The 12,560-nt window shown below is 70.2% G+C and carries 14 protein-coding genes and 1 pseudogene; 5 read left to right on the top strand and 10 right to left on the bottom strand.

What is annotated here, in order from left to right; all coding sequences use genetic code 11:
• The first annotated feature begins 2 nt into the window (after nucleotides 1-2).
• A complete protein-coding gene (locus tag ABZ441_RS19735) occupies nucleotides 3-854 on the top strand; it encodes a MaoC/PaaZ C-terminal domain-containing protein (protein ID WP_358975527.1) in 852 nt (283 codons plus the stop codon).
• 4 nt (nucleotides 855-858) lie between these two features.
• Here the strand turns inward: ABZ441_RS19735 and ABZ441_RS19730 are convergent, their stop codons facing one another.
• Nucleotides 859-1,479, bottom strand: a complete 621-nt coding sequence (locus ABZ441_RS19730) for a TetR/AcrR family transcriptional regulator (protein ID WP_358975664.1) — start codon at nucleotides 1,477-1,479, stop codon at nucleotides 859-861.
• Nucleotides 1,480-1,710: 231 nt separating this feature from the next.
• On the opposite strand from ABZ441_RS19730, the gene ABZ441_RS19725 reads away from it, so the two are divergent.
• Nucleotides 1,711-2,922 carry an alpha/beta hydrolase gene (locus ABZ441_RS19725; RefSeq protein WP_358975524.1) on the top strand — a complete coding sequence of 404 codons (1,212 nt, stop codon included), beginning with the start codon at nucleotides 1,711-1,713 and terminating at the stop codon, nucleotides 2,920-2,922.
• 23 nt (nucleotides 2,923-2,945) lie between these two features.
• Here ABZ441_RS19725 and ABZ441_RS19720 read toward each other — a convergent pair.
• Nucleotides 2,946-3,584, bottom strand: a pseudogene (locus ABZ441_RS19720) (methyltransferase); the annotation flags it as partial.
• Nucleotides 3,585-3,589: 5 nt separating this feature from the next.
• Here ABZ441_RS19720 and ABZ441_RS19715 point away from each other — a divergent pair.
• Nucleotides 3,590-3,802, top strand: a complete 213-nt coding sequence (locus ABZ441_RS19715; protein ID WP_358975521.1) for a hypothetical protein — start codon at nucleotides 3,590-3,592, stop codon at nucleotides 3,800-3,802.
• A 75-nt stretch (nucleotides 3,803-3,877) separates the two neighbouring features.
• Here ABZ441_RS19715 and ABZ441_RS19710 read toward each other — a convergent pair whose 3' ends face one another.
• The 5 genes from ABZ441_RS19710 to ABZ441_RS19690 all read right to left on the bottom strand — a co-directional run bounded on the left by ABZ441_RS19710 (nucleotide 3,878) and on the right by ABZ441_RS19690 (nucleotide 8,451).
• Nucleotides 3,878-5,233: a dicarboxylate/amino acid:cation symporter gene (locus ABZ441_RS19710; protein ID WP_358975518.1), complete on the bottom strand. Its 1,356-nt coding sequence runs from the start codon at nucleotides 5,231-5,233 to the stop codon at nucleotides 3,878-3,880.
• A 392-nt stretch (nucleotides 5,234-5,625) separates the two neighbouring features.
• On the bottom strand, nucleotides 5,626-5,922 hold the full coding sequence (locus ABZ441_RS19705; RefSeq protein ID WP_358975515.1) for a DUF4229 domain-containing protein: 297 nt from the start codon (nucleotides 5,920-5,922) through the stop codon (nucleotides 5,626-5,628).
• Between the two features lie 124 nt (nucleotides 5,923-6,046).
• Complete coding sequence (locus ABZ441_RS19700) at nucleotides 6,047-6,574, bottom strand: GNAT family N-acetyltransferase (protein WP_358975512.1); 528 nt, start codon at nucleotides 6,572-6,574, stop codon at nucleotides 6,047-6,049.
• Between the two features lie 142 nt (nucleotides 6,575-6,716).
• Complete coding sequence (mqnE, locus tag ABZ441_RS19695; protein WP_358975661.1) at nucleotides 6,717-7,880, bottom strand: aminofutalosine synthase MqnE; 1,164 nt, start codon at nucleotides 7,878-7,880, stop codon at nucleotides 6,717-6,719.
• Between the two features lie 115 nt (nucleotides 7,881-7,995).
• Nucleotides 7,996-8,451, bottom strand: a complete 456-nt coding sequence (locus ABZ441_RS19690) for an Lrp/AsnC family transcriptional regulator (RefSeq protein WP_053928892.1) — start codon at nucleotides 8,449-8,451, stop codon at nucleotides 7,996-7,998.
• A gap of 132 nt (nucleotides 8,452-8,583) precedes the next feature.
• On the opposite strand from ABZ441_RS19690, the gene ABZ441_RS19685 reads away from it, so the two are divergent.
• Nucleotides 8,584-8,721 (top strand): hypothetical protein, encoded by a 138-nt coding sequence (locus ABZ441_RS19685; protein WP_358975509.1) that lies wholly within the window; start codon nucleotides 8,584-8,586, stop codon nucleotides 8,719-8,721.
• Between the two features lie 10 nt (nucleotides 8,722-8,731).
• Here the strand turns inward: ABZ441_RS19685 and ABZ441_RS19680 are convergent, their stop codons facing one another.
• Complete coding sequence (locus ABZ441_RS19680; RefSeq protein ID WP_358975507.1) at nucleotides 8,732-9,397, bottom strand: UbiX family flavin prenyltransferase; 666 nt, start codon at nucleotides 9,395-9,397, stop codon at nucleotides 8,732-8,734.
• 113 nt (nucleotides 9,398-9,510) lie between these two features.
• Between ABZ441_RS19680 and ABZ441_RS19675 the strand changes: the two genes are divergently transcribed.
• Nucleotides 9,511-10,116, top strand: coding sequence for a rhomboid family intramembrane serine protease (locus ABZ441_RS19675; RefSeq protein WP_358975504.1), 606 nt, complete (start codon nucleotides 9,511-9,513; stop codon nucleotides 10,114-10,116).
• Here ABZ441_RS19675 and mqnP read toward each other — a convergent pair.
• Together mqnP and ABZ441_RS19665 are read right to left on the bottom strand one after the other, a co-directional pair.
• The gene (mqnP, locus tag ABZ441_RS19670) at nucleotides 10,106-11,017 is read right to left on the bottom strand and encodes a menaquinone biosynthesis prenyltransferase MqnP (protein WP_358975502.1); all 912 of its coding nucleotides are present in this window, start codon (nucleotides 11,015-11,017) and stop codon (nucleotides 10,106-10,108) included. The two genes, ABZ441_RS19675 and mqnP, sit on opposite strands and share 11 nt — an antisense overlap.
• Nucleotides 11,014-12,471: a menaquinone biosynthesis decarboxylase gene (locus ABZ441_RS19665; RefSeq protein ID WP_358975500.1), complete on the bottom strand. Its 1,458-nt coding sequence runs from the start codon at nucleotides 12,469-12,471 to the stop codon at nucleotides 11,014-11,016. Before ABZ441_RS19665 ends, mqnP begins: the two co-directional genes overlap by 4 nt.
• Nucleotides 12,472-12,560: the final 89 nt, after the last annotated feature.

Below are 12,560 nucleotides of genomic sequence, written 5' to 3'. Positions count from 1 at the left end.
CCATGACCGGCCTGAGCATGTCCCTCGTCCGCGGAGCCGTCACCTCCCCCTTCAAGCGAGCCGGACGCCCCGGCGCCACGCTGCCGGCCGGCCGCGAGATACTCCCACCCGGACGCGTCCCGCCCGGCCCGCTCGCCGCCTACAGCAGGGTCTGCGGCTTCGCCGAATCCGGCCCGCTGCCGCTCACCTATCCGCACGTGCTGGGCTTCCCGGCCGCCATGCGGCTGATGACGGCCCACGACTTCCCTCTGCCGGTTCTGGGACTGGTCCACACCTGGATCGAGATCACCGGGCACCGGGCGCTGCACCCCACGGACGAGCTCGAACTCACCGTGTACGCGGCCGGCTTGTCGCCACACCGCCGCGGCACCGAGGTCACGGTGGTGACCGAGGCGCGCCTCGCGGGCGAACTCGTCTGGGAGTCCCGCAGCGGATACCTGTCCCGCCACCCGACCGGAGCGGCGACGACTCCACCGGCCACGCCCCCCGCCCCACCGGCCGCGCCCCCGGAGCTGCCCGCCGTCGCCGAGTGGCGGCTGCCCGCCGGCCTCGGGCGGCGGTACGGAGCCGCTTCGGGTGACCGCAACCCCATCCACCTGCACCCCGTGACGGCACGCCTCTTCGGCTTCCCCCGGCACATCGCACACGGGATGTGGACCGTGGCCCGCTGCCTGGCGGAGGCCGGAGGCGGGAACGCTGCGGATGAGCCGGGCCGGATCCGTTCCGTGCGGGCGGACTTCAGGGCCCCCGTCCCCCTGCCGTCCACCGTCACCTACGCAGCCGACGGCGTCGCCTTCCAGGTGCGGGGCGGCAGCCGCGTCCACCTCACCGGCCGCGTGACCCGGGAGGTATGAGCCCTCAGTCCCCCCGGGACTGCCAGCCACGCCCGTGCATGAGGTTCTCCAGGCCGGCCCACGAGAAGTTCATCAGGGTGGTGGCGGCCTCCTTGGCCGAGACGCCGGGAGTGGCGTTCGCCCATCCGGCGAGCGCCTCCGCCGCCCCCACCAGCGCCTGTGCGAGCCCCGCCACATCCCGGTCGGGCAGCGTGCGATCGCGGTGCGCCTCACGCGCCGCCGCACCGATCAGACCCGTCACGAACGCAACGATCTCCTTGCGCAGCGCTCCCACCTCGCTGACGAACGGCTCCCCGTGCGAGCTGGCCTGCTGGTGCAGCACGGCCCAGCCGTCCGGGTTCTCCGCGGTGTGCGTGAAGAACGCCCGCAGCCCCGACCACAGTTGCCGATCGGCCGGAAGCCCCGGCTCCACCCCTGCCTGCACGGCTTCCACCAGCGCTTTCGACTCGCGGCGGATGCACGCGGTGAAGAGCTCCTCCTTGGAGTTCAGATACAGGTAGACCAAGGGCTTGGACACACCGGCCAGTTCGGCGATCTCGTCCATCGAGGCGGCCCGGTAACCACGCTGCGCGAACGTCCGCACGGCCGCGTCCATCATCTGCTGCTCACGCACCGCGCGCGGCATGCGTTTGCTCTTCACTGCACTCACGTCAGACGTCCCTCCCACCCCCCGCTGCGAACTCCCCGGTAAGAGTACGGCGCGGCCCACCGTGCGGACGGGAGACGGCGAGGCCCGCCCTGGCCGGCAGTCGTCCCACAGGACCATGGAGCGGCGCTTCGTACATCCCTGGTCCCCTACGGGGGTCACACCTCGGACCGATGCTTTCGCCCGATTCCGCCGTCTAGTGTCCCGTACATGACGATCAGACCACGCGTATCCACGATGGCCGCTGCCGCCCTCACCACCATGCTCCTCCTGGCCCCACCCGTCGCCACCGCCCACGCGTTATCGGGCCCCGCGAGGACATCCGCTCCGACCGCGACCGCCGCCGCACTCGAACTGCCGCACCCCACCGGACCGTACGCCGTCGGAGCCGAGGTGCTGCACCTCGTGGACCGCAGCCGCACCGACCCCTGGGTCCCTGCGGCGGGGGCCCGGGAGCTGATGGTGTCGCTCCACCACCCCGCCCGCCCCGGCAGCACCGGCGCCTCCGCCCCGTACATGAGCACGGAGGAAGCGCGGCTCATGCTGGTGCAGCGCGGGCTGGAGGACGTCGTGCCCGCCACCGCCGTCAGTTCCGCCACCACCCACGCCCGCCTGGACGCCCGCCCCGCCCCGGGCCGGTTCCCCCTGGTACTGCTCTCCCCCGGCTTCGGCACACCGCGCGCCACTCTGACCTCCCTCGCCGAGGACCTCGCGAGCCGGGGCTACGTCGTGGCGAGCGTGGACCACGCGTACGAGTCCACCGGGACCTCTTTCCCCGGTGGGCGGATACTCACCTGCGCCGCCTGCGACGCGGACAACGCCACACCGGACGAGGCGGCGGCACGGGCACTGCGGAAGAGGGTCTCCACCGGGCGGGCCGCCGACCTCGCCTTCGTACTGGACCGGCTGACCGGCCACCGTCCCGTCCGGGACCACGCCCGCATGATCGACCCGCGCCGGGTCGCGGCAGTCGGCCATTCCATCGGCGGCAGCGCGGCAGCCTCCACGATGCTCGCCGACTCCCGCGTGGACGCCGGGATCAACATGGACGGCACCTTCTTCGAGGAGATCCCGGCCACCGGCCTGGGCGGCCGCCCGTTCATGATGCTGGGCACCGACGCCCGCCACAGGCCCGGCACCACGGACACCTCCTGGAACGACGGCTGGAAGCAACTGGACGGCTGGAAGCGCTGGCTGACCGTCAAGGACTCGGGGCACTTCACCTTCACCGACACCCCGTACCTGGCCGAGCAGGCGGGCCTCCCGGTGGACCCCACGGCCCCCCTCTCCGGTGCCCGCTCGACGGGGATCACCCGGACCTACGTCGCCGCCTTCCTCGACCAGCACCTGAAGGGCCGGCACCAGCGGCTCCTGGACGGCCCGACGCCGGGCAATCCCGAGGTGGTCTTCAACAACCCCTGACTCGAACCGGGGCCCGTCCGTCCTCAGACCCGGACAGCCTCGATCACCACGTGCGGATCGCGGAGCCGGACGCGCTGCCCCCGGTCGGTCACGGTCAACCCGAACTGGTCGTGACCGGGCCGGCCGAGGGCCTCGTACTCCAGCCAGGTCTGCTCGATGTCCTCCCAGAGGAGCCCGGGGCCGTACTGCCGGACCTCCCCTCCGGTCGCGGCCGTAGCAGCAGCCCCGTCCGCGCGGGTCACCCACACCTGGGCGCCCTCGGCGGTTCGCTGGTGGGTGAGGCGTACGCCGGGCAGCCGGGCCCCGGCGTACAGCGCGAACCCGAGCGTGAGGAGCCGGGCCGGATCCACGCCCGCGGCGCGAGCCCGGCCCCCCGCTCCGTCGACCTGATGCGGGCCGGCACGGTGGGCCCGCATCGGCATGTACGACGCACCACCGCAGAAGGGCCCGAGCGCGGAGCCGTCCTCCTGGACCTGGAGCCGGACCAGGGCGCCGGACCAGAAGTCCCGCGCGAGCGGGGCGACGACGACGCCGCCGGTCCTGACCTGCCGGACGAGGGCATGTGGGACGTACCGGAGAGCGCAGGTCGCGATCAGCCGGTCCATCGGCCCCGTGCCGGGCCACGGCTGCTCGCCGTCCCCGACACGCAGATGCGGCCGGTACGATCGTGACGACGGATCAGGCGCTCGCCCGGATCAAGATGGGCGATCCCCGCTCGGCCGCCGACCTCCTGCATGAATGCGTGCTGGCGGCGGTCACCACCGGCGGGCGCGTCCCGGCCATCCGCCTGCGCCGCGCGCGGACCGAGCTCCGCCCCTGGCGTCGTGAGAACTTCGTCGCCGAACTGGACGACCACCTCATGGACGTACTGGGCACCTGACCCGGACGCACGAAACCGCCCCGCCCCCGGCGGGAGCCGGGGACGGGGCGGTTATTCGCGCGGGGCGCGGTGTCGCTAGGCCGTTACGGGGACGCCCTTCGGCTCCGCGTCGCGGACCTCGGGCGCCACGACCGGGGAGGCCGACGCGGAGTTGTACGCGTCGTGGTCGAGGATCTTCTCGCGGGCCGCGACGATCACCGGGACCAGAGCCTGTCCCGCCACGTTCGTGGCGGTGCGCATCATGTCCAGGATCGGGTCGATGGCGAGCAGCAGGCCCACACCCTCCAGCGGGAGGCCCAGGGTCGACAGGGTGAGGGTCAGCATGACCGTGGCGCCGGTGAGGCCGGCGGTGGCCGCCGAGCCGATGACCGAGACGAACGCGATCAGGATGTAGTCACCGATGCCCAGCTGGACGTCGAAGATCTGCGCGATGAAGATCGCCGCCAGCGCCGGGTAGATCGCGGCGCAGCCGTCCATCTTGGTCGTGGCGCCGAACGGGACCGCGAAGGAGGCGTACTCCTTCGGGACGCCGAGGCGCTCGGTGACCTGCTGGGTGACCGGCATGGTGCCGACCGAGGAGCGGGAGACGAAGGCCAGCTGGATCGCGGGCCAGGCACCCTTGAAGAACTGCAGCGGGCTGACCTTGGCGACCGTGGCGAGCAGCAGCGGGTAGACGCCGAACATGACCAGGGCGCAGCCGATGTAGACGTCCGCGGTGAAGGTGGCGTACTTGCCGATCAGGTCCCAGCCGTAGTCGGCGATGGCGTAGCCGATGAGGCCGACGGTGCCGATGGGGGCGAGGCGGATGACCCACCACAGAGCCTTCTGCAGGAGCGCCAGGATCGACTCGCTGAAGGAGAGGATCGGCGCGGCCTTCTCACCGAGCTGGAGCGCGGCGATACCGGCGACGGCTGCCATGAAGACGATCTGCAGGACGTTCAGTTCGGTGAACGGCGTGATGACGTCGGTGGGGATGATGCCGGTGAGGAAGTCGAGCCAGGAACCGGCGCTCTCGGGCTTGGCGCCGTCCTTCGGGGTGAGGCCGGTACCGGCGCCCGGGTTGGTGACCAGGCCGATCGCGAGGCCGATGGCGACGGCGATCAACGAGGTGATCATGAACCAGAGCAGCGTGCGGGTCGCCAGCCTCGCGGCGTTGTTGACCTTGCGCAGGTTGGTGATCGAGACCAGGATCGCGAAGAAGACGAGGGGCGCGACGGCCAGCTTCAGCAGCTGGACGAAGATGTGGCCGACCTGGTCGAGCGTGGTGTAGAGCCAGCCGATCTCGAAGCTGCGGGTGATCCAGCCGAGCAGCACGCCGAGTACCAGACCGGCGACTATCTGTATCCAGAACGGAATGCTGGGCAGGCGGAAACCGGAACCGGACGGCTTGCCGGCTTCGGTCTCGGCGGGGGACGCGGAATTCGCGGACACGGACACACTCCAGATGTGACGCATCGGGACGTACGGAGACAGACGTACGGTCGTGCGGTCGAACAGGGGGACGGGGGTGCGGCGCCCGCGTCAGGGGCGGCGCCGCTGCATGATGCCGGTCAGACGCTGCGGCAACAGACCGCGGACATACAGCGGCAGAGATCGATGTGCAGGCGCGCCACGAGCGGGACGCCCAAGGCGTGACGGGTGCGCACTGCGGTCATCATGTCGAATACGTTAACACTGCAACTTTGAGAACCTCAAAGGTCCACTTCTTGATCAACTCTGCCCTCGGGGGTCCCGGACACGCCGAAGCCCCGGTCCGGGAGCGGCTGCTCCGGTCCGGGGCTCGTTTCGTACGAAGTGCGGGTGTGAGGAAGCTTACGCGGCGCCTACCGGGCGACACTGTCCTCGCGGGTGCGGTTCGCCTCGAGCCTGGCCTTGGTCCGGTCGACCGACGAGACGATCTGCTCGGACATCTCGTCGCGCTGCTTGCGCAGCAGGATGAAGCTGAGGGGTGCGGACAGCAGCAGGCCGAGCAGGAGGACCCAGACGACGTTGGATCCGCCGACGCCCGAGGGCAGCACGCCGAAGTGGACCGCCACGCCGGCGACGAAGAAGCAGCCCACGAAAATCAGCAGGCGCATGGCGGTGTACCGGATCGTTGCGCTCGGCTTGGCAGCGGACACGGCTGGCCTTCTCTCTACGTCCGACGTTCCTGCGGTCGTGCAGTCTGGAATCCTGCCCGACCAGTGAAGCATGCCCCGAATTCGATCAGTTCGCTGGGTTGCTCCCCGCACTCCTATCGGAGGCCTACCGGAAGAGCGGGAGCAGCATGATGACGTCGTCGCGGTAGTCGTCCTCGGAGACCCGGATGGCGTTCGGGACCCGGCCCACCTCCTTGTATCCGCAGGAGGCGTAGAAGCGGTCCGCCCCGGTGCCGCCGCGGCAGGTGAGCCGGATGGCGTCGATGCCGTCCAGCCCCTGGGCGGCGTCGGCCGTGGCCGCCATCAGGGCGCGGCCGAAGCCCTTGCCCTGGTGGCGCGGGTGGACCATCACCGTGTAGGCGCCGATCCAGTGCCGCATCAGCCGGTGGGTGTTGTGGATGAGGAAGGCGGTGGCGGCGACCGTGCCGTCCTCGTCGCGGCCGATGACGAGGTGGGTGCGGCCCTCGGCCATCGCGGCGAGGTGTTTGACCAGTTCGGGCCGGACATCGTCCTCGGTGACGGGCGGCACGAAGCCGACGGCTCCGCCCGCGTTGCTGACGTCGGTCCAGAGCGCGGTGATCCCGTCCCGCAGGGGCCGGTCGAATGTGGGGTCCACGGTGAAGGTAAGCGCCATGCACGCAGATTAACTATTACGAGAAGTGCTCTTCAAACCGCGTCCACCACGCGAGAAAGCCCCGGCCCGGGGACGGCGGGCCGGGGCTTCCGGACAACGGGACGCCTCGGGCACCCGCACCCGGTGCCCGACGGGCGGAACCTCAGACCCGCATCGGCTGCGGCGTCTCGCGCCGGCCGGCGTCCGGACCCGGGTACTCGCGCAGGATCTCGTACCGGGTGTTGCGCTCCACGGGCCGGAAGCCCGCGTCCCGGATGAGGTCCAGCAGGTCCTCGCGGCCGAGCTTGTTCGGGGTGCCGTAGTCGTCGGCGTCGTGCGTGATCTTGTACTCGACGACCGAGCCGTCCATGTCGTCCGCACCGTGCTGGAGCGCGAGCTGCGCCGTCTGCACTCCGTGCATCACCCAGAACACCTTGACGTGCGGGACGTTGTCGAAGAGCAGACGCGAGACGGCGAAGGTCTTGAGGGCCTCGGCGCCGGTCGCCATCGACGTCCGCGCCTGGAGGGTGTTACGGACCTTGCCGTCCTTCATGTCCACGAAGTCGTGCTGGTAGCGCAGCGGGATGAAGACCTGGAAGCCGCCGGTCTCGTCCTGCATCTCCCGCAGCCGCAACACGTGGTCGACGCGGTGACGGGGCTCCTCGATGTGCCCGTACAGCATCGTCGCCGGGGTCTTGAGACCCTTCTCGTGCGCGAGGCGGTGGATGCGCGACCAGTCCTCCCAGTGGGTGCTGTGGTCGACGATGTGCTGGCGGACCTCCCAGTCGAAGATCTCCGCGCCGCCGCCGGTCAGGGACTCCAGACCGGCCTCGATCAGCTCGTCGAGGATCTCGGAGGCGGAGAGCCCCGAGATCGTCTCGAAGTGGTGGATCTCCGTCGCCGTGAACGCCTTGAGCGCCACCTCCGGCAGAGCTTCCTTGAGCGCGCTGAGCGATCGCGGGTAGTAGCGCCACGGCAGGGTGGGGTGCAGCCCGTTGACGATGTGCAGCTCGGTGAGGTTCTCGCCCTGCATCGCCTTCGCGAGGCGGACGGCCTCCTCGATGCGCATGGTGTACGCGTCCTTCTCGCCCGGCTTGCGCTGGAACGAGCAGTACGCGCAGGACGCGGTGCACACGTTGGTCATGTTGAGGTGGCGGTTGACGTTGAAGTGGACGACGTCGCCGTTCTTCCTCGTACGCACCTCGTGGGCCAGCCCGCCGAGCCATGCGAGGTCGTCGGACTCGTAGAGCGCGATCCCGTCCTCGCGGGTCAGCCGCTCGCCGGCCCGGACCTTCTCCTCCAGCTCGCGCTTGAGTCCCGCGTCCACTAGGGCGCCTCCCATATCTCCGTGTAACAGATCAGACGGCCCACGTTACTCCCCCGCCCTTCCGGTGGAGGACCCCCGCCCTCCCCCGCGGGGGGACCTCCGCCGCCGCTCCGCGTCACTCCTCCTCGGGGAGCTCCCCCACCCGGTTCTCCCACTTGGTGGAGAGCACCACCGTCGTACGGGTCCGGGACACGCCCCTCGTGCCGCTGAGCCTGCGGATCGTCCTCTCCAGGCCGTCCACGTCACCCACCCGCACCTTGAGCATGAACGAGTCGTCGCCCGCGATGAACCAGCAGTCCTCGATCTCGGCGAGGTCCTTCAGCCGGTGCGCGACGTCCTCGTGGTCGGCGGCGTCGGAGAGGGAGATGCCGATCAGCGCGGTGACGCCGAGCCCCAGCGAGGCGGCGTCGACGGTCGCGCGGTAACCGGTGATGACGCCGGCGGTTTCGAGCCGGTTGATGCGGTCGGTGACGCTGGGCCCGGAGAGCCCTACGAGCCGTCCCAGCTCGGCGTACGAGGCCCTGCCGTTCTCTCTGAGGGCCTGGATGAGCTGCCTGTCCACCGCGTCCATATGACTGGAACCTTCCATTGTTCAACAGTACCGCAAGCTTACGTGTAGAATCTAAGGCGTGACAGGGTCAGACCCTGCAAATGTTCTTCATCATCCAAGAAAAGCTTTCGAATCTTCAGGAGTGACTTCACCGTGTACACGATCGAGATGGCCTACGCCCGGATGCGCGAGATGCAGGACCTGGCCAACCGCTCGCGTGCCCACCAGTCCGCCACCGCCCACCGGGCCGACCGCACCCGCACCCCTCTCCTGGGCCGCAAGAAGCGCTGACCCGGCCGGTTCAGTCCCGGGAGGCGCCACCGAGCTCCCCCTCCCACCGGCGGTACAGCTGGTGCGGCACTCCCGCCGCGTCCAGCACCCGCCCGGCGACGAAGTCCACCAGGTCCTGGATGTGCGTCGCCCCCGCGTAGAACGCCGGAGAGGCGGGCAGCACCACGGCGCCCGCCTCGTCGAGCGCGACCATCTGCTTCAGCGTCGAGCCGCTGAGCGGGGTCTCGCGCACGGTCACGACCAGCTTCCGCCGCTCCTTGAGCGTCACGCTCGCGGCCCGCTGGAGCAGGTCCTTCGAGAGCCCGAGCGCCACCCCGGCCACACACGCCGTCGACGCCGGGACGATCAGCATCCCCTTCGCCGGATACGACCCCGAGGACGGCCCGGCCGCCAGGTCTCCGGCCGCCCAGTGGCGCACTCCGCCGATGTCGGGCCCGAAGGTGTCCGGCTTCCCGTCCGCGCCCCGCGCCAGCCAGTTCCGCAGGTCCTCCTGCCAGTGGGCGTCACGGAAGGCGATCCCCGTCTCGTCCAGCAGCGTCAGCCGTGAGGCACGGCTGACCACCAGATCGACACTCTCCCCCGCGGCCAGCAGTCCGCGTAGCACCGAGGCAGCGAAGGGCGTGCCCGATGCGCCCGATACCCCGACAATCCAAGGCCTGCGCTGCGTCTGACTCATCGAAATCCCGGCTCTCACATCGCCGAGCCTATCCGGCACCCCGCTCCAGGAACCGAGTCAGGGCCCTCGGACGTTGCAACGGATGAGAGAACGGCCATGAACAGGGGGTGACCATGAAGGGCACACGCGCGAGCGCCACCGCACGGGCCGTCACCGCCGGCGCGGTGATGCTCGCCTGGATCGCGCTCCTGTGGCTGCTGGAGGGCATCGACACGGCGACGGGCCACTCCCTCGACACCCACGGCATCAGCCCGCGCGAGCCCGCGGAGCTGGCCGACATCGTGCCGTCGGCGTTTCTGCACAGCGGCTGGGAACACGTGGCGTCCAACAGCGTCCCGCTGCTGGTCCTGGGCTTCATAGCCGCGCTGGGCGGGGCGGCGAGGTTCGCGTCCGTGGTCCTCGTGGTGATCGTGACGAGCGGTCTCGGCGTCTGGCTCACCGCGCCACCGGACACGGTCACCCTCGGGGCATCGGGCGTGGTCTTCGGCCTGCTCGGCTATCTGCTGGTCCGCGGCTTCGTGGACCGCAGCCCGCTGGACATCGTCGTCGGCGTGATCGTGGCCGCGGTCTACGGCTCCCTGCTCTGGGGCGTGCTGCCGACCGACTCCGGCATCAGCTGGCAGGGCCACCTCTTCGGGCTCGTGGGCGGGGTGGCGGCGGCGTTCCTCTTCCGCCGGCCCCGTCGCCCGAAGGAGCCCGAGGGCTACGTCACGGTGTGAGGCCGCGCACCAGCAGGTCGAGCAGGGCGCAGGCGAAGAGCGCGATCCCGATGAAGCCGTTGACCGAGAAGAAGGCGCGGTTGAGCCGGGACAGGTCGTGCGGCCGCACGACCCGGTGCTCGTACACGAAGGCCACGGCGACGATCACCATGCCGATCCAGTAGAAGATCTCCGCGTCCGTCGCCAGCCCGAACCACACCAGCAGCCCGGTCGTCACCACGTGGCAGACCCGCGCACCCCAGAGTGCGGCCGGGATCCCGAAGCGCGCGGGGAAGGAGAGCACTCCGTGGGCCCGGTCGGCCCGCACGTCCTGGCAGGCGAAGATCAGGTCGAAGCCGCCGATCCAGACACCGACGGCCAGCCCCAGGATCACCGCGTCCCACGACCAGCTCCCGGTCACCGCCAGCCAGGCACCGATCGGGCCGATGGCCTGGGCGAGGCCCAGGATCGCGTGCGGGAAGTTCGTGAACCGCTTGCCGTACGGGTAGACGACCATCGGCACCACGGCGACCGGTGCCAGCACCAGACAGAGGGGGTTCAGCAGGGCGGCGGCGCCGAGGAAGAAGGCGAGGGCCACGATCGCCCCCGTCCACGCGGACCGCACCGTGACGGCGCCGGTCACGAGCTCCCGGCCCTCCGTACGCGGATTGCGGGCGTCGATCTCCCGGTCGATGATCCGGTTGGCGGCCATGGCGAACGTACGCAGCCCGACCATCGCGATGGTCACGAGCAGGAGCGTGCCCCAGTGGATCTTCCCGTCCACCCGGAACATCGCGGTCAGCGCGGCGATGTAGGCGAAGGGCAGCGCGAAGACCGAATGCTCGATCATCACCAGCCGCAGGAACGCGCGGGACTTGCCGCGCGGCTGCGGGACAGCCCCCGCCGAGGCCGATGCACTCACAGGCCGTACTCCTTCCACCGGCGGTCGACCTTCGCCGCCGTCTCCGGGTCGGACTCGACCATCTCCGGCCAGCCCCCGTCCCGCGTGTACCCCTCCTCGGGCAGCTTGCGCGTCGCGTCGATGCCCGCCTTGCCACCCCAGAACTGCTGGTAGGAGGCGTGGTCGAGATGGTCGACCGGGCCTTCGGCGACCGTCAGGTCACGCGCGTAGTCGGTGTTCCCGAGCGCCCGCCAGGCGACCTCGTGCAGATCGTGGACGTCGCAGTCGGAGTCCACGACCACGATCAGCTTGGTCAGCGACATCATGTGCGCCCCCCAGATGGCGCTCATGACCTTCTGGGCGTGCTTCGGGTACTTCTTGTCGATCGAGACGATCGCGCAGTTGTGGAAGCCACCCGCCTCGGGCAGGTGGTAGTCCACGATGTCCGGGACGATGATCTTGAGCAGGGGCAGGAAGAAACGCTCGGTCGCCCGCCCCAGCGGACCGTCCTCGGTGGGCGGCCGTCCCACCACGATCGACTGGAGCAGCGGACGCTTCCGCATCGTCACGCAGTCGATCGTCAGCGCGGGGAAGGGCTCCTGCGGGGTGTAGAAGCCGGTGTGGTCGCCGAACGGCCCCTCGGGCAGCATCTCGCCCGGTTCGAGCCAGCCCTCGATGACGACCTCCGCCTGCGCGGGAACCTGGAGCGGGACGGTCTTGCAGTCGACCATCTCGATCCGCTTGCCCTGGACGAAGCCGGCGAAGAGGTACTCGTCGATGTCCCCCGGCAGCGGCGCGGTCGAGGCGTACGTGACCGCGGGCGGCGCGCCGAAGGCGATGGCGACGGGCAGCTTCTCTCCGCGCCTGGCAGCCACCTGGTAGTGGTTGCGGCTGTCCTTGTGGATCTGCCAGTGCATCCCGATGGTGCGCTTGTCGTGGCGCTGCAGCCGGTAGAGCCCGAGGTTGCGGATGCCCGACTCGGGGTCCTTGGTGTGCGTGAGGCCCAGATTGAAGAAGGAGCCGCCGTCCCCGGGCCAGGTGAAGAGCGCGGGCAGCTGGTCCAGGTCCACGTCGTCGCCGGTCAGGACGACTTCCTGGACGGGGGCGCTGTCGGACTTCACCTTCTTCGGCGGCAGGTGGGTCACCGCGCCGAGCTTCCCGAACGCCTCGCGGATGCCGACGAACCCCTGCGGCAGCTCCGGCTTGAGGAGCCCGCCGATCTTGTCGCTGATCTCGGCGTAGGACTTCAGCCCGAGGGCCTTGAGCAGCCGCCGGTCGGTCCCGAAGACGTTCATGGCCAGGGGCATGGACGCGCCCTTGACGTTCTCGAAGAGCAGCGCGGGGCCGCCCGCCTTGTTGACACGGTCGACGATCTCGCCGACCTCCAGATAGGGGTCGACCTCGGCCTTGATGCGCTTGAGATCGCCCTCGCGCTCCAGAGCCCGGAGCAGGGAGCGAAGATCGTCGTAAGCCATAACGTTCAGTATCGGACACCGGCTACCCTGGGCCCGTCACCGGGGGCGGTCAGTGCGCCTCCTCACCTCACCTCGGGAGATCTTGCACC

Origin of the sequence: Streptomyces sp. NPDC005752, from assembly GCF_040630715.1 — a bacterium.
Lineage (GTDB): Bacteria > Actinomycetota > Actinomycetes > Streptomycetales > Streptomycetaceae > Streptomyces.
Note: the sequence above shows the minus strand (reverse complement) of the source record. Positions and strands in the feature narration are given on the sequence as shown.